This window comes from Cytobacillus firmus (assembly GCF_023715565.1).
Taxonomy (GTDB): domain Bacteria; phylum Bacillota; class Bacilli; order Bacillales; family Cytobacillaceae; genus Cytobacillus; species Cytobacillus firmus_C.
Genome location: NZ_JAMBOJ010000001.1, coordinates 52,789 through 78,155, shown reverse-complemented (window position 1 = coordinate 78,155; position 25,367 = coordinate 52,789). Strand labels below are relative to the sequence as shown.

Here is a 25,367-nt window from a genome sequence, read left to right as displayed (position 1 = left end):
TTATAATTAAGTCCGTCTGTTTTTTTAAAAAGGCTGTTTGCGCAGTTGTTGCTTTTGGATATTGGCTGTTTTCGCAAAGTTTGTTGCTATATTATATTTACTGAGTTGATTGTAGTGGGAGGTGCGAGACTCCTACGGGAGTAGCGGGACAGGTGAGACCCCACAGACGCGTAGCGTCGAGGAGGCTCACCGGACGCCCCGTGGAAAGAGAGCATCCTGGAACGGAAATCAACGGACAACATTGATAAGCGAAAAACAACAATTTATACGAAAAGAGCCTTGATATTATTTTCTGAGTTGATTAGAGCGAGCAGCAGAGCGGAAGCAATGGACACCAGCGAAAAACAAAAGTTATATAAAAAAAGCTCTTTATACTTACTTCAAAAAAGTGAACTTAAAATAGAAATCAAGATTATTGGATGGGAGAGAGAAAGATGAGCGAACCTTCTAGATTTCAGCTCTTGCTCCAGCAGATGCAGCTAACTGAAGATGCCTTTGTGCAGCACTTTCATGATGCCCAAATCGAAAGGGTCGTAGTCGAAAGACAGTCACGGAAATGGCATTTTTATTTTGCTTTTCCAAAGATTTTGCCTTGCAGTGTATATAGCCGTTTCAAAGATCAGCTGGAAAAAACATTTTCCCATATAGCAGAAATTTCATATAGCATTTCTGTCAGAAATCAGGATTTTACTGAACAGCTTGTACTTGAATACTGGCATAACTGCATTAAAGAAATGGATGGCATGGCGCCGCCGCTATTAAAGCTTCTGAATGAGCAGGTTCCTTCTGTACAGGGCAACAAACTTATCATTAAAGTCCGTAATGAATTGGAAGGGTTGTCTATTAAGAAGAAGTATGCCGGCATTATGTCAGATGTGTTTCAAGTGTTTGGCTTTCCGGCCTTAACAGTTGATACAGAGGTTTCCGCTGATGGTTCCAATGAAGAATATGAAAAATTCATGGAAGCCAAACGCAAAGAAGATCAGGAGCGTGGTCTCCAGGCAGCAATCGAAATGCAGAAGAAAGAAGCTGAAGCTGAATCTGCAGATCACACAGCACCCAAGGGGCCGCTTACGATTGGTCTTACCATTAAAGATGATGCTGATTACCGCAAATTGATTGATATAGTAGATGAAGAACGCCGGGTGGCCGTTGAAGGTTACGTGTTTGCTGCCGAGACTAGAGAGCTCCGCAGTGGCCGGACACTCTTAACTTTTAAAATTACGGATTATACCAGTTCCATTCTAGTAAAAATGTTTTCACGGGATAAAGAGGATGCCGCATTATATCAGCATATTAAAAAAGGGATGTGGCTAAAGGTCCGGGGAAGCATTCAAAATGATACTTTTGTCCGGGATTTGGTAATGATCGGAAACGATATTAATGAGATTAAACCGATCCAAAGACAGGATACATCGCCTGCTGAAGAAAAAAGGGTTGAACTTCATCTTCATACTCCGATGAGCCAAATGGATGCTGTTTCATCTGTCAGTGCGTTGGTTTCCCAGGCGAAGAAATGGGGTCATAAAGCAGTGGCCATTACAGATCATGCTGTTGCTCAGTCATTCCCTGAAGCCTATGGTGCCGGGAAAAAGAATGAAATTAAGATCCTGTACGGAATTGAAGCAAACCTTGTGGATGATGGTGTGCCGATTGCTTATAATGATGCGCATCGCAAGCTTACTGATGATACGTATGTTGTATTTGATGTTGAGACAACCGGCTTATCAGCTGTATATGATAAGATTATTGAGCTTGCCGCAGTTAAGATTCGTGATGGGGAAATCATTGATCGGTTTGAATCCTTTGCAAACCCTCATCACCCTTTATCCGCAACTACCATTAATCTAACTGGAATAACGGATGATCAGGTGGAGAATGCACCGGAAGTGGAAGAAGTTCTTAAGAAATTCCATGAATGGACAGGAGATGCTGTTTTAGTAGCACATAATGCTTCATTCGATATGGGATTCCTGAATGTCGGCTATAAAAAAATCGGTATTGGCAAGGCTCCAAATCCTGTAATAGATACTCTTGAACTTGCACGTTTTTTATATCCCGATATGAAAAATCACCGTCTGAATACCCTTGCCAAAAAATTCGATGTTGAACTTACCCAGCATCACCGTGCTATCTATGATGCTGAGGCGACAGGCTATCTGCTGCTTAAGATGCTAAAGGGTGCAGAAGAAAAAGGGATTGAATATCATGATCAGTTCAATGACAATATGGGGCAGGGAAATGCTTATCAGCGTGCAAGACCAGCCCATTGCACCCTGCTTGCACAAACAGAAACAGGTCTGAAGAACCTCTTTAAACTCGTATCCATCTCGCATATGGAATACTTTTACAGAGTACCGCGCATTCCCAGGTCAGTCCTTCAAAAGCATCGTGAAGGAATACTGGTTGGTTCCGGGTGCGATAAAGGGGAAGTCTTTGAAGGCATGATGCAGAAATCTCCGGATGAAGTCGAAGATACTGCACAATTCTATGATTATCTTGAAGTACATCCAAAAGCCGTTTATGCACACCTTTTGGAGCTTGAACTTGTAAGAGATGAAAAAGCGCTGGAAGAAATCATCACCAATATTGTAAAACTGGGAGACAAGCTTGGTCTGCCGGTAGTTGCTACAGGAAATGTCCATTACCTGAACCCTAATGATAAAATCTACCGAAAAATCCTTGTTAATTCACAGGGAGGAGCGAACCCACTGAACCGCCATCAGCTTCCGGATGTTCATTTCAGGACTACCAATGAAATGCTTGACGCTTTTTCATTTCTCGGAAAAGACAAAGCCAAGGAAATTGTGGTAGAGAATACGAACAAAATAGCAGATATGATTGAAGTAATAAAGCCGATTAAAGATGATTTGTATACCCCGAAAATCGAAGGCGCAGATGAAGAGATGCGGAGCATGAGTTACGGAATGGCAAGAAGAATCTATGGTGATCCGCTTCCTGAGATTGTTGAGGCGCGCCTTGAAAAAGAACTTAAGAGTATTATCGGACATGGTTTCGCGGTTATCTATCTGATCTCTCATAAACTTGTAAAAAAATCATTGGATGATGGCTATCTGGTTGGTTCCCGGGGATCTGTCGGATCCTCCTTTGTTGCGACGATGACCGAAATAACAGAGGTGAATCCGCTGCCGCCGCATTACGTTTGCCCGGAATGCAAAACATCCGAGTTTTTCAATGACGGGTCAGTTGGCTCCGGTTTCGACCTGCCTGATAAAGATTGTCCGAGCTGCGGAGCTAAATTTAAAAAGGATGGACATGATATTCCGTTCGAAACGTTCCTTGGTTTCAAGGGAGATAAAGTTCCCGACATTGACTTGAACTTCTCCGGGGAATACCAGCCTAGAGCCCATAACTATACAAAGGTGCTATTCGGCGAAGATTATGTATACCGTGCCGGTACGATCGGTACTGTTGCCGATAAAACAGCTTTTGGTTATGTCAAAGCATATCAGAACGATAATAATCTGCAAATAAGGGGTGCGGAAATTGACAGGCTCGCTTCCGGCTGTACAGGGGTGAAGCGGACAACCGGACAGCATCCGGGCGGTATCATTGTTGTGCCGGACTACATGGATATATATGACTTTTCGCCAATTCAGTTCCCTGCAGACGACCGGACATCTGAATGGAAAACAACCCATTTTGACTTCCATTCCATTCATGATAATTTATTAAAACTAGATATACTGGGTCACGATGATCCGACTGTTATTAGAATGCTACAGGACCTGAGCGGAATTGATCCAAAAACCATTCCCACAGATGACCCTGAAGTAATGAAAATTTTCAGCGGACCGGAATCACTTGGTGTAACAGAAGAGCAAATCATGTGTAAAACCGGTACACTTGGCATACCCGAATTTGGTACGAGGTTTGTCCGCCAGATGCTCGAAGATACAAAACCGACCACATTCTCAGAGCTTGTGCAGATTTCAGGTCTTTCTCATGGTACAGATGTTTGGCTCGGAAATGCCCAGGAATTAATTCATAATAATATTTGTAACCTAAGTGAAGTAATCGGCTGCCGTGATGATATAATGGTTTATTTAATCTATCAGGGCCTGGAGCCTGCTTTTGCTTTCAAAATCATGGAATCGGTCCGTAAAGGTAAAGGGCTGAGCGATGAGATGGAAGAGGAAATGAGAAAGAATGAAGTGCCTGAATGGTACATTGATTCCTGTAAAAAGATTAAATACATGTTCCCTAAAGCCCATGCGGCTGCTTATGTATTAATGGCTGTCCGGATTGCCTACTTTAAAGTGCACCATCCGCTTCTCTACTATGCAGCATACTTTACTGTTCGCGCAGAAGACTTTGATGTTGATGCAATGGTTAAAGGATCCCAGGCGATCCGTTCACTCATCGAAGAAATCAATGCAAAGGGACTTGATGCTTCAACGAAAGAAAAGAACCTCTTAACTGTAATGGAATTGGCTCTTGAAATGAATGAAAGGGGCTTTAATTTCCAAAAGGTAGACTTATACCGCTCAAGCGCAAGTGAGTTTATCATTGATGGAGATTCTTTGATACCGCCGTTTAATTCCATTCCGGGGTTGGGTACAAATGCTGCATTCAATATAGTAAAAGCAAGGGGAGAAGGGGAATTCCTCTCGAAGGAAGACCTGCAGCAACGCGGAAAAGTGTCGAAGACGATTATAGAGTATCTCGATAATCACGGCTGCCTTGAATCTCTTCCGGAACAAAACCAGCTGTCTCTATTCTAAAAATTTGACGAGCGAATGGTTCAAACCCTACTGCTGACAGCTATTCCATTTGCATAAAAAAATTGGTTATGGTATAGTTTTATTGGAAATACTAAGAATAACTCTCGCAAAAGGAAGAGTGGGGCAACCCACTCTTTCGTGTTGTGTACGGTTTTTTCTTAATATCGGATCTATGTTAAAACTATATGTTAATTAAGTTTAGCAGAGCCAATTTCTGATTTATTGATTGAAAAACAGCGCTTTAGATTCCATGAAAAAGGAGGGATATGAATGAGCAAAGTGACTGAAACGGTGGAACAACTGGTCACCCCTATTGTGGATGAACTTAATTTAGAATTAGTCGACATTGAATATGTAAAAGAAGGGAAAGACTGGTTCCTTCGCGTATTTATTGATAAAGAAACGGGTGTTGATATCGAGGAATGCGGAATGGTCAGTGAAAAGCTAAGCGAAAAGCTTGATGCTGAAGATCCGATTCCATACAACTATTTCTTGGAAGTTTCATCGCCGGGAGCTGAACGCCCTCTTAAGAAAGACAGTGATTTTATTAAAGCAGTCGGCAAGAATGTTTATATTAAAACATACGAGCCCATTGATGGTGAAAAGACGTTCGAAGGTGTTTTAACCCAATTTGACGGCGAGACCGTTACGGTAGAAATGAAAATCAAAACAAGGAAGAAAAACATTGAAATTCCTTATGAGAAGGTAGCAAATGCCCGTTTAGCCGTTGTATTTGATTAACAGCTGATTGCGGGCTTGCTTATTAAAAAAAGCAAATTGCTGCTTTGAAGTTGATTATTTTTAAAAGAGAAATAAAAGGGGGATATAAATCTCATGAGCAGTGAACTTTTGGATGCTCTGACATTGCTTGAGAAAGAAAAAGGCATTTCTCGCGATGTGATTATCGAAGCCATCGAAGCTGCATTGGTGTCAGCCTACCGCAGAAACTTTAATCAGGCACAGAATGTGCGCATTGATTTAAACTTAGGGAACGGAACGATGAGAGTCTTTGCCCGCAAAGAGGTAGTGGATGAAGTATTTGATCCGCGTCTTGAGATCTCTGTGGAGGATGCACAAAAAATCAACCCGAACTACCAGGTGGAAGATGTCGTTGAAATGGAAGTAACACCTAAGGACTTTGGGCGTATTGCTGCCCAGACTGCAAAACAGGTAGTTACACAGCGTGTCCGTGAAGCGGAGAGAGGCATCATTTACTCTGAATTTATCGACCGTGAAGAAGATATTATGACGGGAATTGTTCAGCGTACAGATCCTAAGTTCATCTATGTGAGCCTTGGAAAGATTGAAGCGATCCTTCCGGCGAACGAACAAATGCCAAATGAGCGTTATCAGCCCCATGACCGCATTAAAGTCTTTATTACAAAGGTAGAAAAGACAACAAAAGGTCCACAGATTTTCGTAAGCAGGACCCATCCTGGCCTGCTGAAGAGATTATTTGAGATCGAAGTTCCTGAGATTTATGATGGAACTGTAGAAATCAAATCCGTTGCGCGTGAAGCAGGGGACCGTTCTAAGATCTCGGTGCATTCTGACAATGAAGAAGTTGATCCGGTAGGTTCATGTGTAGGTCCTAAAGGAACACGTGTTCAGGCGATAGTCAATGAGCTCAAGGGTGAGAAAATTGATATCGTTAAATGGTCTTCAGATCCAGTAGTATTCGTCGCAAATGCACTAAGCCCTTCAAAGGTGCTTGATGTAATCGTAAATGAAGATGACAAAGCAACAACTGTTGTAGTTCCTGATTATCAGCTTTCTCTGGCAATAGGAAAGCGCGGACAGAATGCCAGACTTGCAGCAAAGCTTACAGGCTGGAAAATAGACATCAAATCAGAAACAGATGCCCGTGAAGCCGGAATTTATCCGAGGGATGAAAAACTGTTGAACTTTGATAATGATGATTATGAAAACGAAGACTATGAAAATGATGCAGACTTCGATTTTCAGGATGAACTTTTAGAGGAAAAAGAATAGGGAAGAGGTGAATGATCGTGAACAATCGTAAAAAAGTTCCTTTGCGAAAATGTGTCGCTACCGGTGAAATGAGGCCGAAAAAAGAACTCGTTCGCATCGTTCGCTCCAAAGAAGGGGAAGTTTCTGTTGACCCGACAGGAAAAAAATCAGGTCGCGGGGCTTATCTTTCCAAAGAAAAGGAAGCAGTTTTGTTAGCAAAGAAGAAGAATATCTTAGCCAATCATTTAGAAGTTTCCATAGATGATGCTGTCTATGAAGAACTCTTGGAGTTAATAGAGAAGGAGAAACGGCAATCCAAATGAACTCAAATCAATGGATGTCATTGCTTGGCTTAGCCAATCGGGCACGGAAAATTACTTCGGGAGAAGAGCTTGCTGTTAAAGAAATCAGAAACGGCAAAGCAAAGCTTGTTTTGCTGTCTGCAGATGCATCCGCAAATACGGCAAAAAAAGTTACAGATAAATGTAAATCATTTGGGGTTCCATATAAGCTGATTCAAAACCGGGAAATGCTCGGAAAGGCTATAGGGAAGGAAGCCCGCGTTGTGGTGGCAGTGTTAGATGCCGGATTTGCAAAAAAGCTGTTAACGTTGCTCGATTAATACTAGCGGGGGTGAAAGTATGAGTAAAATGCGCGTTTATGAATATGCGAAAAAACATAACATTTCAAGCAAGGATGTTATTACAAAATTAAAAGACATGAATATTGAGGTTTCCAATCATATGACTACGATTGAGCCGGCAGCAGTCCAGAAGCTTGACGGTATTTTTATCAAGAATGGCAGCCAGGCTCAAAACCAGAGCAAACCTCAAAACCAGCAGAAGCCTCAGGGAAATCAAAAACCGGCTTCAAATAATAGTGCCGGCAATTCCGCAGCTGCTCAAAGCAAGCCTCAAAATAAATCCGGTGACAACAGAAGCCAGGGACAGGGCAGCCAGTCCGGCAAAAGTTTCTCCGGCAATAACAGAGGCAATAACAACAACAGAAACAATAATAACAATAGAAACAATAACAATAACCGAAACAACAATAAGAATAAAAACAACAAAGGCAAACAGCAGCAGACGCATGTGGCCCCAGCTCCTAAAAAGGTGAAGGAGCTTCCTTCAAAAATTACTTTCAGCGAATCACTGACAGTAGCGGAACTGGGAAAGAAGCTTCACCGCGAGCCTTCTGAAATCATTAAAAAGCTATTTATGCTTGGTGTTATGGCAACCATTAACCAGGAGCTTGACAAAGATGCGATTGAGCTGATTGCAGGTGAATACGGTGTTGAAGTGGAAGAAGAGGTTCTGGTTGATACAACCGATCTTGAAGTATACTTCACTGAAGATGAAAGTGCCGAAGTGGTGGAACGTCCATCTGTTGTAACAATCATGGGACATGTTGACCACGGTAAAACAACATTGCTTGACTCCATCCGCAACACGAAAGTAACTGCTGGAGAAGCAGGCGGAATCACTCAGCACATCGGAGCTTACCAAGTTGAAGAAAATGGCAAAAAGATTACTTTCCTTGATACTCCTGGACACGCTGCGTTCACAACTATGCGTGCCCGCGGTGCGAAAATTACCGATATAACAATTCTAGTTGTAGCAGCAGATGACGGTGTTATGCCGCAAACAGTTGAAGCAATTAACCATGCGAAAGCAGCAGAAGTGCCAATCATTGTGGCTGTTAACAAAATGGATAAGGAAGCAGCAAATCCTGATCGTGTTATGCAGGAATTGACTGAACATGGCCTGGTTCCAGAAGCATGGGGCGGAGACACGATCTTTGTTCCAATTTCAGCTATTAAAGGCGAGGGAATTGATGAACTGCTTGAAATGATTCTTCTGGTGGGTGAAGTGGAAGAATACAAAGCAAATCCTAATCGCAATGCCGTTGGTACAGTTATCGAAGCACAGCTTGACAAAGGACGCGGTTCAGTTGCGACGCTGCTTGTGCAGAACGGTACATTGAAGGTAGGAGATCCTATCGTTGTCGGTAACTCATTTGGACGTGTCCGTGCAATGGTTAATGATCTTGGCCGCCGTGTGAAAACTGCCGGACCTTCAACTCCTGTAGAGATTACAGGTCTTAACGATGTTCCTCAAGCCGGTGACCGCTTCGTTGTTCTTGATGATGAGAAGACAGCCCGCCAGGTTGGAGAAGCCCGTGCGCAGCAGGCATTGCAGGCTCAGAGAAATGAAAAAACGCGCGTAAGTCTGGATAACTTGTTTGAACATATGAAACAAGGGGAAATGAAAGACTTAAACATCGTAGTGAAAGCGGACGTTCAAGGTTCTGCGGAAGCTTTGACTGCCGCTCTTCATAAGATCGATGTAGAAGGTGTTAATGTTCGTATCCTTCATACAGGTGTAGGTGCCATTAACGAGTCTGACATCACTTTAGCTGCTGCTTTCAACGCTATTGTGATTGGATTCAATGTACGACCTGACAACAACGCAAAACGTGCAGCAGATGCAGAAAATGTTGACATCCGCCTGCACCGCATTATCTACAAAGTAATCGAGGAAATCGAATTGGCGATGCAGGGTATGCTTGATCCTGAGTTCCAGGAAAAAATTATCGGCCAGGCTGAAGTGCGCCAGACATTCAAAGTTTCTAAAATCGGTACCATTGCAGGTTCTTATGTTACAGACGGAAAAATCACCCGTGACAGCGGTGTGCGTTTAATCCGCGATGGAGTTGTAATTTTTGAAGGTGAAGTTGATGCTCTTAAGCGATTCAAAGATGATGCAAAAGAAGTAGCCCAAGGATATGAATGTGGTATTACCATCAAAAATTTCAATGACGTTAAAGAAGGCGACGTAATTGAAGCATATATTATGGAAGAAGTGGAACGTTAATGATAATTGGGCTCGCTGCCTGTGAATGTATCATTTATGACACACATTCTTTGAAAGAAAAACGGGCTGTCTTGCAGCGTATTCTAACCCGGCTGAAACAAAGATACAATGTATCTGTATCTGAAGTGGACTATCAGGACCTATGGCAGCGGACTAAAATTGCCATTGTGGCCGTTTCGTCCACCCAGGTTTCAACTGAGCACGAGCTGCAAAATGCGCTCAAATTAATTGATTCGTTCCCGGAAATTGAGCGGACAATTACAGATTTAGAGTGGCTTTAAGAAGAGGTGATATAGAATGAGCCTTAGAGCAAATCGAGTTGGGGAACAAATGAAAAAAGAACTGGGCGAAATCATCAGCCGAAAAATCAAGGATCCGCGGGTTGGTTTTGTAACCGTCACTGATGTTCAAGTTACCGGGGATCTCCAGCAGGCAACTGTGTTTATCTCAGTTCTGGGTGATGAGGAACAGAGGGAAAATACGCTTCGCGGGCTGGCTAAAGCAAAAGGCTTTATCCGATCTGAAATCGGTCAGCGAATCCGGCTGCGGAAAACACCGGAAATTCTATTCGAGTTTGATGAATCAATCGACTACGGAAACCGTATCGACTCATTGCTTCATCAAATCCAGGACGAAGGCCGTTCCAAAGATGAGGAACGCTCCAAAGATGAAGAATAATGGAATGGATAGACACTTTGTCTATCCATTTTTTTCTAAAAACAAATAGACAAGGTGGTACATATAATGGAAGGGATTTTGCCGCTTTTTAAACCTAAGGGAATGACTTCCCATGATTGTGTGTTCAGGCTGCGGAAGATTCTGCGAATGAAAAGAATCGGCCACACCGGAACACTGGACCCTGACGTGACAGGAGTACTTCCCATCTGCCTTGGGAGGGCAACGAAGGTGGCCGAATACATAACAGCAGCAGGGAAATCTTATGAGGGAGAAGTAACAATCGGCTTTTCGACAACAACAGAAGATGCATCTGGTGAAGTGGTAGAAAGGAAAGAAGTTTCATCACCTATTTCCAGAAATCAGGTGATGAAAGTGCTCCAAAACTTGACCGGGGAAATCACACAGACTCCTCCCATGTATTCAGCAGTAAAGGTAAATGGGAAGCGGCTCTATGAATATGCAAGACAGGGAATAGAAGTGGAACGTCCGTCGCGGAAAGTCACGATCTACTCAATCGAACTTCTCGATGACAGAGAGATATTCGAGGGTGAGAATATTACCTTTCGTTTCCGTGTAGCCTGCAGCAAAGGTACATATATTCGTACGCTTGCGGTTATGATTGGATATGAACTGGGATATCCCGCCCATATGTCTGACCTGGTAAGAATCCAGTCGTCCTCACTTACACTCGATGATTGCCTGACATTTGAAGAAATAGAAGACAGGGCCGAGAAGGGAACAATGGCCGAGGTTCTTCGGCCTATGGAAGCGGCGCTTTCTCATTTGCCGAAATATCAAATAAGTGATAAAGTAGCAGAGAAAGTTAAAAATGGGGCTGTATTAACTATCCCTGATCATTTGCTCGACACTAAAGGCCCAATCGCAGTAGAGGAAGAGGAAGGTCTTGTTCTGGCGATTTATGAGCATCACCCACGTAAACAAGGGTTAATGAAGCCAGTAAAGGTGTTAAGGAATGATCAATAAGCACTTGTTAAAAAGCTGTGCATTTATATAGGTCCAGGCTCTGTAGAGAAAAGGTGAATTATTCATATGGAAATTATTCATATACATCATCCCCATCGAATGGATAAAAACGAAATGCCTGAATTGGCAATAGCACTTGGCTATTTTGATGGTGTTCATCTGGGTCATCAGAAAGTCATCCGTGAAGCAAAGTCGATAGCTGAACAAAAAGGATTAAGAAGTGCTGTCATGACATTTGATCCTCATCCCTCGGTCGTTTTGGGGAAAAGCGTTCAGCATGTGAAGTATATTACGCCTCTTGAGGACAAAATAGGCATCATAGCAGATCTAGGTATAGATTATTTATTTGTTATCAATTTCACAAGGGAATTTGCTAATCTGCTGCCACAGGAGTTTGTAGACCAATACCTGATTGGTCTTAATGCAAAACATGTCGTGGCAGGCTTTGATTATTCCTATGGACGAATGGGGCGCGGCACAATGGAAACATTGCTGTTCCATTCTAGAGATCAATTTGATTACTCTGTCGTTGCAAAGCTGGCAAAAGAAGACGAAAAAATCAGCTCTACGCTTATAAGGAAATATATTCGTGAAGGGAAAACCGGTGAGCTTTCCGGCCTTTTAGGAAGATATTATAAAACATCCGGAATCGTTATTCATGGTGATAAGAGAGGCCGGACAATCGGCTTTCCTACAGCGAATGTTGACGTTTCTGATGATTGCATCATCCCCCCTCCCGGTGTATATGCTGTAAGATTCTCAGTAGATGGCAGCTGGTATGAAGGCGTCTGTAATGTCGGCTACAAACCTACTTTTAATCAGGAAAAAGGGGACAGGCCATCAGTTGAAGTCCATATTTTTGATTTCACTTCAGATATTTATGGCAGAAAGGTTACCGTTGAATGGCATAAGCATCTTAGAAGCGAACGGAAATTTGCGGGCGTTCAGGAGTTAATTGCGCAAATCGAAAAAGATAAACAGCAGACTGAGCAATATTTTGAGAAAAACAGGATTTAGCCTTGCTTTTTGTCATAAAAAGTTGTATTCTAAGTAACGTACCAAATGAACCTTTGCTTGGCAAGTCGAGTCACCGACGCTTGCTCAGTAACAGGGGATTGAAAATTTAGGAGGTGAACCGGATGGCAATCACTAAAGAACGTAAAAATGAGCTAATCAATGAGTTCAAAACTCATGAGAGCGACACTGGATCTCCAGAAGTTCAAATCGCTGTCCTTACTGAAGAAATCAACAATTTGAACGACCATTTACGTACTCACAAGAAAGACCACCATTCACGTCGCGGTCTTTTGAAAATGGTTGGTAAGCGTCGTAACCTATTAACTTACCTTCGCAACAAAGACGTTGCACGTTACCGTGAGTTAATCAATAAGCTTGGCTTACGTCGATAATCAACAGAAGCGGGATTTTTTCCCGCTTTTTTATTAGCTTTAAAAACTTGAATTTTGTTCCTGATCATGTACATACATACTTATCCTATTTTAGCAAACGGGAAAATTGTGCATACTATAAGATGCCTAATTTTAATATGATTAACGAGCATTTCATGCTTTTATATAAAACTGGACTGCGGGCAATGCAAAGCCATGAACATTTGCTGCTTTAGCAGAAAATTAACAATTAAACGGACCAGGCAGAAGTGACGCCTGTCCTTAAGTGAATGCAGAGAGGGGTACAATTATGGGACAAGATAAACATGTCTACAGCCTTGATTGGGCTGGGCGCAAATTGACCGTAGAGATTGGCCAGCTGGCTAAACAGGCTAACGGTGCAGTATTAGTGCGCTATGGTGATACTGTAGTTTTAAGTACAGCTACAGCATCAAAAGAACCAAAAAATCTGGATTTCTTTCCTTTGACAGTTAACTATGAAGAACGTTTGTATGCTGTTGGTAAGATTCCAGGCGGTTTTATTAAGAGAGAGGGCCGTCCAAGTGAAAAAGCGATTTTGGCAAGCCGTTTAATTGACAGGCCTATCCGTCCATTATTCGCTGACGGTTTCAGAAATGATGTTCAGGTTGTAAGCATGGTGATGAGTGTGGATCAAAATTGCTCATCAGAAATGGCTGCAATGTTCGGTTCATCCTTAGCCCTTTCTGTGTCGGATATTCCATTTGGCGGACCGATTGCTGGTGTCAGTGTAGGCCGCATCGATGGAGAATTTATCATTAATCCTTCTGTAGAACAGGCTGAAAAAAGCGATATCAATCTTGTTGTAGCGGGTACAAAAGATGCGATTAACATGGTTGAAGCAGGCGCAGAGGAAGTGCCTGAGGAAACTATGCTTGAAGCCATTATGTTTGGTCATGAGGAAATTAAACGCCTTATTGCTTTCCAGGAAGAAATTGCATCTGAAATCGGGAAAGAGAAGATGGACATTGTTTTATACCAGGTTGACCCGAACTTAGAAGCGGAAGTTCGCGGCATCTGTGAGAAGGATATGATTCAAGCTATCCAGGTGCAGGAGAAACATGCACGTGAAGCAGCCATAAAAGCGGTTAAAGAAGAAATCACAGCTAAATATGAAGGTGAAGAGGCAGACGACGACAAGCTTAAGCAAATCAGGAAGATCCTTGATAAAATTGTTAAAGCTGAAGTTCGCCGCTTAATAACAGAAGATAAAGTTCGTCCTGATGGACGCGGATTGGATGTTATCCGCCCGCTGTCCTCAGAAGTAGACATTCTGCCGCGCACACATGGTTCAGGTTTGTTTACACGCGGACAAACTCAGGCATTGAGCATTTGTACATTAGGAGCTCTTGGAGATGTACAGATTCTGGACGGACTGGGAATTGAAGAAGAAAAAAGATTCATGCACCATTACAACTTCCCTAATTTCAGTGTAGGTGAAACTGGTCCAATCAGGGGGCCGGGCCGCCGTGAAATCGGGCATGGTGCTCTTGGGGAACGTGCTCTTGAGCCGATAATTCCTTCTGAAAAGGATTTCCCTTATACGATTCGTCTTGTATCAGAGGTGCTGGAATCAAATGGTTCAACATCACAGGCAAGTATTTGTGCAAGTACTCTGGCTATGATGGATGCAGGTGTGCCTATTAAAGCTCCGGTTGCGGGTATAGCAATGGGCCTAATTAAATCAGGCGAGCATTATTCAATCCTGACAGACATTCAAGGTATGGAAGATCACCTTGGAGATATGGACTTCAAAGTGGCGGGTACCGCTAAGGGAGTTACTGCTCTGCAAATGGATATTAAGATTGAAGGTCTGTCCCGTGAGATTCTGGAAGAAGCACTGCAGCAGGCGAAGAAAGGCCGCATGCAGATTCTGGATTCCATGCTGAGCACTATTGAACAGCCAAGAAAAGAGCTGTCTGAATATGCTCCTAAGATTCTGATGATGTCAATCAACTCTGACAAAATCCGTGATGTTATTGGGCCGAGCGGAAAGCAGATCAATAAGATCATCGAAGAAACAGGCGTTAAGATTGATATTGAACAAGATGGAACAGTATTCATTTCATCTGTAAATGAAGAAATGAATCAAAAAGCGAAGAAGATTATTGAAGATATCGTACGTGAAGTTGAAGTTGGACAAATGTATCTGGGTAAGGTAAAACGAATTGAAAAATTCGGTGCATTTGTTGAAATCTTCTCTGGTAAAGATGGGTTAGTTCACATTTCAGAACTTGCTGAAGAGCGTGTTGGGAAAGTGGAAGATGTGCTTTCCATTGGTGACGAACTTCTAGTAAAAGTTACTGAGATCGATAAACAAGGCCGCGTAAATCTTTCCCGCAAAGCCGTATTGCGTGAACAGCGTGAGCAAAAGGAAAAAGCACAGCAATAATACTAACCTCTATTTAAAAGAGAAGCATTTTGCGTGGCGATTTTCCTAAAAGCCAGGGGAAACCCTGGCTTTTTACATATGCAAATTTCCATGGGCTCTTGCCTTATACTGCATACCTTTGTTACTGGGTTCCGTTCTACCTTGTCCCTTCAAATCATACTATGAATTGAAGGAGGCATGAAGAATGAGAAAGTTTATCCATATTATCATCATGTTTGTAATGGCACTTGTTTTTATCAATAATCCTTTCACTGATGAGTATGTATCAGGCCTTAAACAAGAAACAGATGCCATAACTGTTTCCAAGCCAAAAGATTCCCTATATGAAGAGATTACAGCAAAAAAAGAAGAATTCCGCATTCCCCCACAGGATGCAAAAATAGACCCCGTATGGAAAGCCATTCCCGGCCTTAACGGAATTGAAGTAGATGTTGAGGCGTCGTATAGGAAGATGAAGTCATCCAAAAAGTTCAATGAAGATAAGCTTGTATTTAAACAAATTGAACCAAAGTTGAAGTTAAAGGACCTGCCTCCGTCACCAGTATATAAAGGCCATCCTGATAAACCGATGGTCAGCTTCATCATTAATGTAGCATGGGGTAACGAATATTTATCCGGTATGCTGGCTACTTTAAAGGAACACAATGTGTCAGCAAGTTTTTTTCTTGAAGGAAGATGGGTAAAGAATAATCCTGAACTTGCCAGAATGATTATGGATGCAGGCCATGAAGTAGGCAACCATTCGTACACTCATCCCGATATGAAAGTAATCTCTTCCGCAAGGACAAGGGAAGAAATACAAAAAACAAATGATGTGATTGAAGCCACAATGGATGAAAAGCTGAGTAAGCCTATTACATGGTTTGCTCCTCCAAGCGGCAGCTATAGAGATGAAACAGTGAAGATCGCTGCCGAGAAAAACCTTGGCACTGTCATGTGGACTGTTGATACAGTGGATTGGAGGAAGCCCTCCCCGGATGTACTGATAAACAGAGTGTTATCAAAGGTCAACAATGGAGCACTGATCCTGATGCATCCAACAGATTCCACCGAAAAATCACTTGATAAACTTATAACAGGGCTTAAGCAGAAGAACCTGGAGATTGGAACAGTATCCGAGCTGTTAAGCGAGAAGAGAATCCTATATAGAGAAAATAATAATCAGGATTTTGGTAAAAATACCAATAATAATATAAACTAGTGTAAGCATAGGTCTTTGCGTTTCAGAACAGGAGGAATTTACTTGATCAAGAAATATACATGCCAAAACGGGGTTAGAGTCGTACTAGAAAACATTCCAACTGTCCGTTCTGTAGCGATAGGAGTATGGATCGGAACAGGTTCAAGAAATGAGATACCAGAAAATAATGGGATTTCACATTTCCTTGAGCATATGTTCTTTAAAGGAACGAAAACAAGATCAGCCCGGGAAATTGCAGAAAGCTTTGACAGCATTGGCGGGCAGGTGAACGCCTTTACTTCAAAAGAATATACATGTTATTACGCAAAAGTACTGGATACCCATTCTGATTTTGCTCTTGAAGTGCTTTCTGATATGTTTTTTAACTCCACGTTTGTGGATGAGGAATTGAACAAAGAAAAAAATGTTGTGTACGAAGAAATCAAAATGTATGAAGACACGCCTGACGATATTGTTCATGATCTTTTAAGCAAAGCAATCTACGAGAACCATTCACTTGGCTATCCGATTCTTGGCACGGAAGGAACGCTGGCTGCGTTTAATGGAGAAACATTAAAACAGTATATGCATGAAACGTACACGCCTGAAAATGTTGTAATTTCCATTGCCGGAAATATTGAGGAGTCCTTCATCAAAGAAGTTGAAAAGTACTTTGGAGCCTACGAAGGCGGTAAGAGAGAACGTACTGAGCAGAAGCCTGAGTTTCATTCAAACCATCTTGCCCGTAAAAAAGATACCGAGCAGGCTCATCTTTGCTTAGGCTATAAAGGCCTGCAGGTAGGGCATGAGGAAATATACAATCTGATTGTTTTAAATAATATTTTGGGTGGAAGCATGAGCAGCCGCTTATTCCAGGATGTCAGGGAGCAAAAAGGATTGGCCTATTCAGTTTTCTCTTATCATTCTGCCTTCCAGGATAGCGGAATAGTGACGCTTTACGGCGGAACTGGAGCAAAACAGCTGGATGTTCTTTTTGATACGATTCAGGATACCCTTGCCACTCTTAAAAAAGAAGGCATCACAGATAAAGAGCTTAATAACAGTAAAGAGCAGCTCAAAGGAAGCTTAATGCTAAGCCTTGAAAGCACAAACAGCAGGATGAGCCGCAATGGCAAAAATGAACTGCTTCTGGGCCGTCATCGGTCTATGGATGAAATCGTGGATGAAATCGACGCAGTTTCCATGCAGGGTGTGAATAATATGGCGAATTCCATTTTCACAGATCATTATTCAGTGGCTTTAATAAGTCCGGAAGGAGAACTTCCGAAAAACCTTTAAAATTTAGTTCAATTGCTAAATTGGAGAAACAGCCTGTATTATGCAGGCTGTTTTCTTTTTGGCCTGGACTTCTAAAACTTCAGGATGAACGATAAGAATATAGAGAAGAGAAAAGGAGGGCAGATGATGAGATTAAGTGAGCTGAGCGGAAAGGAAATTGTGGATGTGAAGCGTGCAGAACGGCTGGGAGTACTTGGGCAGACAGACCTTGAAATAAATGAAAAAAGCGGGCAGATTCAGGCATTGCTCATCCCTTCATTAAAGTGGTTCGGCTTCATGCGCCAGGGGGATGAAATCCGGGTCTCATGGCAGCATATCCGGAAAATAGGAAATGACATGATCATTATTGATATCCCGGAATCTGAAGATCAGCAGGAATAGTTTTGAAGGAAGGGCCGGTTAGGTCCTTTTTGTTTTACCAGGATGTTTATCGCAGTCAAACGGGCAGTATGACCCCCACTGATTGGAGTTTCATATTATCTCCTCAATCCCTTAATAAATCCCTTCCAACTTTGCCACAGTTTCTTTTAAGTGGAAAACTCACCTATTACCCCGTTCATACATAAGATGTTGAAGTAGTTCATTACAACAATTCCCTTATGGTTATTAATTGATTTGCCGGCCCAATTCTAACGCCATTTCTTTTAAAGATAAAACTGTTTGCAATTGCTGGCTTTTGCAACTGCTTAGTAAAGCGGCGTTGCCGGTGCGAGGATACTTTTTACCAGGAGTCATGAAGTTGTTGGCTTCAAAAATAAATGCTTTCTTAAAAAGAAAGAAAAAAGAAGGTGAGTGTTGCATGCTGACAGGAACCCAAATTGCAGTCATCGGTGGTGATGCAAGGCAGCTTGAAATCATCCGTAAACTGACCGAGCTTGATGCAAAGCTGGCATTAATTGGTTTTGAGCAACTTGATCACGCGTTCTCAGGCGCGGTAAAAGAAAAAATAGATGAAGTGGACTTTACCAATATAGACGCAATTATCCTGCCTGTTCCCGGAACGGGTCTGGAGGGGCAGATTGAAACGATTTTCTCCAATGAAAAAGTAACTTTTGAAGAGGAAATCCTCTCCCAGACTCCGGCCCACTGTACAGTTTATTCGGGCATAACCAATTCATATTTAACCGGAGTAACCAAATCGGCGGACCGCCGTCTTGTTCAATTATTTGAACGTGATGATGTAGCTATTTATAATTCCATTCCAACAGTTGAAGGAACCATTATGATGGCAATCCAGCATACAGATTTCACTATTCATGGTTCTAACATTGTCGTTATTGGCCTTGGCAGAGTTGGAATGAGTGTTGCAAGAACCTTTCATGCACTTGGTGCAAAAGTAAAGGTGGGGGCGAGAAAAAGTGAGCACATCGCCCGGATAACGGAAATGGGCTTAACTCCATTTAACCTGAAGGAAATTGAGGATGCTGTAAAAGATGTTGATATTTGCATAAACACAGCTCCCCATTTAGTTGTAACAGCGTCCGTTATATCGAAGATGCCGACACATACGCTTATCATTGACCTGGCTTCAAAGCCTGGAGGAACCGATTTCCGCTACGCAGAAAAACGGGGAGTAAAAGCACTGCTCGCTCCTGGCCTGCCAGGAATCGTTGCTCCTAAAACAGCCGGGCAAATACTGGCGAATGTTCTTTCTCAATTGATTAAGGAAGATTTGCAAAAGAGAAAGGGGAATACAATATGAGTTTGAAAGGAAAAAGAATCGGATTCGGATTAACTGGATCGCATTGCACATATGATGCAGTGTTCCCGGAAATAGAAAGGCTTGTTCTTGCCGGGGCTGAAGTGCTTCCGGTCGTCACCTTTACAGTAAAGAGCACTGAGACCAGATTCGGAAAAGGGGAAGACTGGGTTCAAAGAATTGAAGACTTGACTGGACATAAAGTGATTGATTCGATTGTGAAAGCGGAGCCGCTGGGACCCAAGATCCCTCTTGATTGTATGGTGATTGCCCCGCTTACCGGAAATACGATGAGCAAATTCGCCAATGCGATGACTGACTCGCCTGTTCTGATGGCGGCAAAGGCAACTTTAAGAAACGGTAAACCAGTCGTGCTGGGAATATCCACAAATGATGCATTGGGTTTAAATGGAGTAAACTTAATGAGATTAATGGCAACGAAAAATATTTATTTTATTCCATATGGCCAGGATGATCCTGTGAAGAAACCGAACTCAATGGTGGCAAGAATGACAGCATTATCTGATACAGTGCTTCATGCCATGGAAGGTAAACAGCTTCAGCCGGTTTTAGTTGAAAGATATAAAGACGATAATTAGCCCCCCCTATTTTTTCTAGCAAAAATTTTAGTCCTTTAGTGAACGAATATGTTAAAATAAAGATTATTATGATAACCAACCTCTAAGGTCTGTTTAAAATAATGTTAACCTCTTGGAGTATGAACAATATGCTGTTAATATAAATGGAAGCCTGCCATCTTTATAATCAGGCAGGAAAACGGCTGCCAATTGATTTTGGCTGCCGTTCTATTGAATTTTGGGCTATTGTTTTTCACTAAAAACTAACTTTGCTAGAAAAATATAATGGTATTGGAAGGGGAAAAGAAATTTGGAACAGAAAAAAGGATTTCATGTCGCGGTAGTTGGAGCAACTGGTGCAGTTGGCCAGCAAATGATTCAAACACTTGAAAACAGAGATTTTCCGATCACTCAATTAACCCTCTTATCATCTGCCCGTTCCGCCGGATCAAAGGTAGCTTTCAAGGGCCAGGAGTATACGGTTCAAGAAGCGAAGCCAGAGAGCTTTAAAGGCGTGGACATCGCACTATTCAGCGCAGGAGGAAGCGTTTCACAGGAACTGGCCCCACATGCTGTCGAACATGGTGCCATTGTGATTGACAACACAAGTGCTTTCCGTATGGATCCAAATGTGCCTCTTGTTGTACCTGAAGTAAACGAAGATGACCTTCATAAGCATAATGGCATTATCGCCAATCCAAACTGTTCAACAATCCAAATGGTTGTTGCGCTAAAGCCGGTAAAAGAGAAATTCGGCTTGAAAAAAGTAATTGTTTCTACTTACCAGGCAGTTTCAGGTTCTGGAGCAGCTGCAGTTCAAGAGCTTAATGAGCAGACAAAAGCCATTTTAAATAACGAAGAGTATGAGCCGTCAATTCTTCCTGTAAAGGGCGATAAAAGACATTATCAAATTGCATTCAATGCAATCCCGCAAATTGATAAATTTCAGGATAATGGCTACACGTACGAAGAAATGAAAATGATCAATGAGACAAAGAAAATCATGCATATGCCGGAGCTTCAAGTGGCTGCTACATGCGTGCGTCTTCCAGTGGCAACCGGACACTCAGAGTCCCTATATTTTGAAGTGGAATCAGACAGTGTTAAGGCAAACGAAGTAAAGACCCTTCTGGAAAACGCACCTGGAGTTGTCCTGCAGGATGATCCGGAAAATCAAATTTACCCAATGCCAGCTGATTGTGTCGGTAAAAATGATGTGTTCGTCGGCCGTATTCGCAAAGATCTGGATGAAGATAAAGGCTTTCATATGTGGGTAGTTTCTGATAACCTTCTTAAAGGGGCAGCATGGAATTCAGTGCAGATCGCCGAAAGTTTAATTAATCTGGGAATAGTGAAATAGTTATCGTATTCTCTTCATGTTGAGAGGTTAGAGGTGTTTTAATGAAAATCATCGTTCAAAAATATGGAGGCACATCAGTCCGTGACGAGAGTAGCCGTGAGCATGCTGCTAGGCATATCAAAAAAGCGCTGGCAGATGGATACAAAGTTGTTGTCGTTGTTTCTGCAATGGGACGAAAAGGAGATCCATATGCAACCGATACACTGCTTTCGCTGGTAGAAGGCAATAATACCAAAATCAGCAAACGCGAAACGGATCTGCTCTTATCCTGCGGCGAAGTCATCTCCAGTGTTGTTTTTTCAAACATGCTAAATGTGCATGGAATCACTGCAGCCGCTCTGACTGGAGCTCAGGCAGGGTTTAGAACGAATAATGATCATACTAACGCAAAAATTATCGATATGAAATGCGACAGGCTTTTGAAAGAGCTTGAAAATCATGATGTCATCGTGGTTGCAGGATTTCAGGGATCATCAAAAACTAGTGATGTCACAACAATCGGCAGGGGCGGCAGTGATACCTCTGCAGCGGCTCTTGGAGCAGCCCTTAATGCGGAGTATATAGATATCTTTACTGATGTGGAAGGCATTATGACCGCTGATCCGCGTATTGCTGAAAATGCTCGCCCATTATCAGTGGTCACTTACACAGAGGTCTGCAATATGGCGTATCAGGGTGCCAAGGTCATTCATCCCCGGGCAGTCGAAATTGCCATGCAGGCCAAAATTCCGATCAGAATCCGTTCAACATACTCCGACAGTCTCGGCACGCTTGTCACAACTTTGAATAAGAACAGACGTGGAACAGATATTAAAGAGCGTTCGGTAACTGGAATAGCTCATGTTTCCAATGTGACACAAATAAAGGTCCTTGCTAAGAAAGACCAATACGATCTGCAGTCTGAAGTCTTTAAAGCCATGGCTAACCAGGGAATCAGTGTTGACTTTATCAATATATATCCAAATGGCGTCAACTACACGGTTACCGAAGAAATGACCGATAAAGCCATTAGTATTTTAAAGGGCCTTGGTCATGATCCGCTGGTTGAAAGAGAGTGTGCGAAAGTATCGGTTGTCGGAGCTGGGATGCAGGGTGTTCCCGGGGTGGCCTCGCGGATCGTTACGGCATTGTCCGAGCAGGGAATCCGTATTCTGCAGTCAGCAGACAGCCACACAACAATCTGGGTCCTGGTAAAGCAGGCAGATTTGATAAAGTCTGTTAATGCATTGCACGATGCTTTCCGCCTGGAAGAAGATTTAGCTGAATACGAGAGAACAGACATTTAAATATTGAAAAATAACATGTTTAAAAAGGGGAAGAAAGCCATTCAGCGGTTAACGACGGGTTTTGTATCCTATGCGGCAGATCCGCCCGTTCCTTCCTGATCTTTTAAACATCTGCAAGGAGTGTAAACATGGTTCTATTTGGCCGAGTATCAACAGCTATGGTAACACCATTCGATAATAAGGGACATATTGATTTCCCTAAGACGACACAGCTAATCAATCATCTTATTGAAAACGGTACAGATTCTTTAGTTGTTGCCGGGACAACAGGGGAGTCGCCAACACTGACAAAAGAGGAAAAGCTGGCATTATTCAAACATGCAGTGAAAGCAGCAGACAAACGGGTGCCTGTAATTGCCGGCACGGGAAGCAATAACACGTATGAATCGATTGAATTAACGAAAAAAGCAGAGCAAATTGGTGTTGATGCGATCATGATCGTAGCACCATATTACAATAAACCAAATCAGGAAGGGCTTTACCGGCATTTCAAGGCAATTGCGGAAAGCACGAGCCTCCCGGTAATGGTTTATAATATTCCGGGACGATCTTCCGTGAATATTCTGCCGGAAACAATCATCCGCCTTTCCGAAATCACTAACATCGCTGCAGTGAAAGAAGCAAGCGGAGATCTGAATGCAATGGCCAAAATTATTGCTAATACGGATGATGACTTTATGCTATACAGCGGTGATGACGGGCTTACTCTCCCATGTATGGCAATTGGCGGAACTGGAATTGTGTCTGTTGCTTCTCATGTAATAGGAAAAGAAATGCAAGAAATGATCACAGCTTACCTGAATGGCGAAAATGAAAAAGCAGCGAAAATCCATCAAAAAATTCTTCCGATCATGGAAGGGCTTTTTGCTGCCCCAAGCCCGGTGCCTGTTAAAACAGCACTGCAGCTTAAAGGGCTGGATGTCGGATCTGTCCGTCTCCCGATGGTTCCGCTAACAGAACAGGAACGCAGTGCAGTTGCTGCCCTATTTAAATAATTGTAAGCTTGCCAACCAGTGTACTGCTGGTTGGTTTTTTATTTTTTATATGAGGGACTTATGACGCCCAAAACCAGAGATTATTATTATAAAAAGCATCGGGAATGCTCAAAAAAAGCCTATGTATAAATTTGGTTGTCATGGTTTTAAGACTTCAAGTATAATATGGATAACTGATCTTGATCGGCTGAACATGCATGGGAGGATAATACATTGAAAAAAAGACAGAATGAAAGCATCAAGCTGGCAGCACTTGGAGGAGTCGGAGAACTTGGGAAGAATATGTACTTGGCAGAGGTGGACGAGGATATATATGTTATCGACGCCGGGTTAATGTTTCCTGAAAATGAAATGCTCGGAATTGATATCGTGATACCGGATGTTACATATCTAGTTCAAAACAAGGAAAGAGTAAAAGGGATTTTTCTGACACATGGACATGAGGATCATATTGGTGGACTGTCTTATGTGCTTGCAAAGGTCAATGTACCTGTTTACGGAACAAAGCTGACTCTGGCGCTGGCCAAAGCAAAAATGAAGGAACAGGAATACAAAGGCAAGGCACATTTTATTGAAATCAATTCAGATACCAGAGTTGAATTTGATTCGGCAGATGTAACCTTTTTTAGAACGGGCCATAGCATACCGGATAGTGTCGGTGTTGCCATACATACATCAGAGGGTGCAATTGTGTATACCGGCGACTTTAAATTCGATCAGGCAGCGACTGAGTTATACAAACCTGAAATCGGCAAAATGGCGCGCTTAGGGGAAGAAGGAGTTCTTTGTCTTCTATCTGACAGTACCGAAGCAGAAAAACCAGGCTACACCAGTTCGGAATCGAAGGTGGCCAGAGAGATGACAGCTGCATTTTATGCTGCTAAAGGGAGAGTCATTGCGGCCTCCTTTGCATCTGACTTAGTTCGAATACAGCATATTTTTGATGCAGCGATTGAAACAGGCAGGAAAGTGGCAGTGGTCGGCAAAAGTCTGCAGAGAATCTATGACATTGCTCTGCAGCTCGGATATTTACAGGTAGGAGAAGATTTGATTATTCCTGTTGCCGAAATCAGCAAATACAGTGATGACCAAATCGTGATTCTTACCACGGGTACACAGGGAGAGCCGATTGAGGCACTTCAAAAAATGGCGAAGCAGTCTCACAGACATGTCAATATAAAACACGGCGATACTGTTTTGCTTGCTGCATCACCATTAAGAGGCACTGAGGTATTTATTTTCAAAACGATTGATATGCTGTTTAGGGCTGGTGCTGAAGTAATTTCAGGAAAGGGAACCTTTAATACATCGAGCCATGGCAGCCAGGAAGAACTTAAATTTATGATTAATCTGATGAGTCCCAAATTCTTCATACCTGTTCATGGGGAGTACCGAATGCTGAAAGCTCATGCAAAAGTTGCTTTAGAGTGCGGAATATCAAGCGAACAAATTTTTATCCCGAATAAAGGCGATATAGCAGAGATCAAGGATGGCACAATCGGACCTGGAGGGAAAATTCCATCAGGTAATGTCCTGATTGACGGAATTGGTGTCGGCGATGTCGGTAATATTGTCTTAAGAGACCGAAAGCTGCTTTCTCAGGATGGTGTTTTATTGGTGGTAGTTACTCTTAATAAAAAAGAGAAGAAAATCTCAGCTGGCCCTGAAATCATTACAAGAGGATTTGTGTATGTCAGGGAATCAGAAAAGCTTCTTGAGGAAGCTGTAAAAATAGTAAGAGAAGCGGTAGAGCAGAACCTTGCCAGAGATGTATTTGACTGGTCAGGAATTAAGCAGGATATGCGTGACAGCCTGAATCAGTATCTTTATGAAAAAACAAAAAGAAGACCAATGATCCTTCCGATTCTTATGGAGGGATAACAGTCAGAACACAGCCCGC

The 25,367-nt window shown here is 42.5% G+C and carries 22 protein-coding genes; 21 read left to right on the top strand and 1 reads right to left on the bottom strand.

Annotated features, from left to right (window positions below; translation table 11 throughout):
- The first annotated feature begins 434 nt into the window (after positions 1 to 434).
- The 15 genes from M3205_RS00360 to M3205_RS00290 all read left to right on the top strand — a co-directional run bounded on the left by M3205_RS00360 (position 435) and on the right by M3205_RS00290 (position 17,930).
- A complete protein-coding gene (locus M3205_RS00360) occupies positions 435 to 4,745 on the top strand; it encodes a PolC-type DNA polymerase III (protein ID WP_251168114.1) in 4,311 nt (1,436 codons plus the stop codon).
- Positions 4,746 to 5,015: 270 nt separating this feature from the next.
- Entirely contained in the window at positions 5,016 to 5,486 is a 471-nt protein-coding gene (rimP, locus tag M3205_RS00355) for a ribosome maturation factor RimP (RefSeq protein WP_251168113.1), read from the top strand.
- Positions 5,487 to 5,579: 93 nt separating this feature from the next.
- Entirely contained in the window at positions 5,580 to 6,737 is a 1,158-nt protein-coding gene (gene nusA, locus M3205_RS00350) for a transcription termination factor NusA (RefSeq protein WP_251168112.1), read from the top strand.
- 17 nt (positions 6,738 to 6,754) lie between these two features.
- Positions 6,755 to 7,039 carry an RNase P modulator RnpM gene (gene rnpM / locus M3205_RS00345; protein WP_251168111.1) on the top strand — a complete coding sequence of 95 codons (285 nt, stop codon included), beginning with the start codon at positions 6,755 to 6,757 and terminating at the stop codon, positions 7,037 to 7,039.
- Positions 7,036 to 7,338, top strand: a complete 303-nt coding sequence (locus tag M3205_RS00340; RefSeq protein ID WP_009330704.1) for a YlxQ family RNA-binding protein — start codon at positions 7,036 to 7,038, stop codon at positions 7,336 to 7,338. Before rnpM ends, M3205_RS00340 begins: the two co-directional genes overlap by 4 nt.
- 19 nt (positions 7,339 to 7,357) lie before the next feature.
- Positions 7,358 to 9,589 carry a translation initiation factor IF-2 gene (gene infB / locus M3205_RS00335; RefSeq protein ID WP_251168110.1) on the top strand — a complete coding sequence of 744 codons (2,232 nt, stop codon included), beginning with the start codon at positions 7,358 to 7,360 and terminating at the stop codon, positions 9,587 to 9,589.
- Positions 9,589 to 9,870 carry a DUF503 domain-containing protein gene (locus tag M3205_RS00330; RefSeq protein WP_061791030.1) on the top strand — a complete coding sequence of 94 codons (282 nt, stop codon included), beginning with the start codon at positions 9,589 to 9,591 and terminating at the stop codon, positions 9,868 to 9,870. Before infB ends, M3205_RS00330 begins: the two co-directional genes overlap by 1 nt.
- A gap of 16 nt (positions 9,871 to 9,886) precedes the next feature.
- Positions 9,887 to 10,267, top strand: coding sequence for a 30S ribosome-binding factor RbfA (rbfA, locus tag M3205_RS00325; protein WP_095242389.1), 381 nt, complete (start codon positions 9,887 to 9,889; stop codon positions 10,265 to 10,267).
- Between the two features lie 66 nt (positions 10,268 to 10,333).
- Positions 10,334 to 11,251 (top strand): tRNA pseudouridine(55) synthase TruB, encoded by a 918-nt coding sequence (gene truB / locus M3205_RS00320; protein WP_251168109.1) that lies wholly within the window; start codon positions 10,334 to 10,336, stop codon positions 11,249 to 11,251.
- 66 nt (positions 11,252 to 11,317) lie between these two features.
- A complete protein-coding gene (gene ribF / locus M3205_RS00315; RefSeq protein WP_251168108.1) occupies positions 11,318 to 12,268 on the top strand; it encodes a bifunctional riboflavin kinase/FAD synthetase in 951 nt (316 codons plus the stop codon).
- A 122-nt stretch (positions 12,269 to 12,390) separates the two neighbouring features.
- A complete protein-coding gene (gene rpsO / locus M3205_RS00310) occupies positions 12,391 to 12,660 on the top strand; it encodes a 30S ribosomal protein S15 (protein WP_009330698.1) in 270 nt (89 codons plus the stop codon).
- A 289-nt stretch (positions 12,661 to 12,949) separates the two neighbouring features.
- On the top strand, positions 12,950 to 15,070 hold the full coding sequence (pnp, locus tag M3205_RS00305; RefSeq protein WP_251168107.1) for a polyribonucleotide nucleotidyltransferase: 2,121 nt from the start codon (positions 12,950 to 12,952) through the stop codon (positions 15,068 to 15,070).
- 184 nt (positions 15,071 to 15,254) lie between these two features.
- On the top strand, positions 15,255 to 16,271 hold the full coding sequence (locus M3205_RS00300) for a polysaccharide deacetylase family protein (RefSeq protein ID WP_251168106.1): 1,017 nt from the start codon (positions 15,255 to 15,257) through the stop codon (positions 16,269 to 16,271).
- Positions 16,272 to 16,313: 42 nt separating this feature from the next.
- Entirely contained in the window at positions 16,314 to 17,549 is a 1,236-nt protein-coding gene (locus M3205_RS00295) for a M16 family metallopeptidase (RefSeq protein ID WP_251168105.1), read from the top strand.
- 126 nt (positions 17,550 to 17,675) lie between these two features.
- Entirely contained in the window at positions 17,676 to 17,930 is a 255-nt protein-coding gene (locus M3205_RS00290) for a YlmC/YmxH family sporulation protein (protein ID WP_048008980.1), read from the top strand.
- A 225-nt stretch (positions 17,931 to 18,155) separates the two neighbouring features.
- Here the strand turns inward: M3205_RS00290 and M3205_RS00285 are convergent, their stop codons facing one another.
- Positions 18,156 to 18,377, bottom strand: a complete 222-nt coding sequence (locus tag M3205_RS00285; protein WP_251168104.1) for a hypothetical protein — start codon at positions 18,375 to 18,377, stop codon at positions 18,156 to 18,158.
- On the opposite strand from M3205_RS00285, the gene dpaA reads away from it, so the two are divergent.
- From dpaA to M3205_RS00255, 6 genes are all read left to right on the top strand, one after another.
- A complete protein-coding gene (dpaA, locus tag M3205_RS00280) occupies positions 18,349 to 19,251 on the top strand; it encodes a dipicolinic acid synthetase subunit A (RefSeq protein WP_251168103.1) in 903 nt (300 codons plus the stop codon). The genes M3205_RS00285 and dpaA overlap by 29 nt on opposite strands.
- Positions 19,248 to 19,847: a dipicolinate synthase subunit B gene (gene dpaB, locus M3205_RS00275; RefSeq protein ID WP_048008979.1), complete on the top strand. Its 600-nt coding sequence runs from the start codon at positions 19,248 to 19,250 to the stop codon at positions 19,845 to 19,847. Before dpaA ends, dpaB begins: the two co-directional genes overlap by 4 nt.
- Positions 19,848 to 20,136: 289 nt before the next feature.
- The gene (asd, locus tag M3205_RS00270; protein WP_251168102.1) at positions 20,137 to 21,186 is read left to right on the top strand and encodes an aspartate-semialdehyde dehydrogenase; all 1,050 of its coding nucleotides are present in this window, start codon (positions 20,137 to 20,139) and stop codon (positions 21,184 to 21,186) included.
- 41 nt (positions 21,187 to 21,227) lie between these two features.
- Entirely contained in the window at positions 21,228 to 22,472 is a 1,245-nt protein-coding gene (gene dapG, locus M3205_RS00265) for an aspartate kinase (RefSeq protein ID WP_251168101.1), read from the top strand.
- Positions 22,473 to 22,600: 128 nt separating this feature from the next.
- Positions 22,601 to 23,467 carry a 4-hydroxy-tetrahydrodipicolinate synthase gene (gene dapA / locus M3205_RS00260; protein WP_251168100.1) on the top strand — a complete coding sequence of 289 codons (867 nt, stop codon included), beginning with the start codon at positions 22,601 to 22,603 and terminating at the stop codon, positions 23,465 to 23,467.
- 213 nt (positions 23,468 to 23,680) lie between these two features.
- Positions 23,681 to 25,348 carry a ribonuclease J gene (locus tag M3205_RS00255; RefSeq protein ID WP_251168099.1) on the top strand — a complete coding sequence of 556 codons (1,668 nt, stop codon included), beginning with the start codon at positions 23,681 to 23,683 and terminating at the stop codon, positions 25,346 to 25,348.
- Positions 25,349 to 25,367 lie beyond the last annotated feature (19 nt).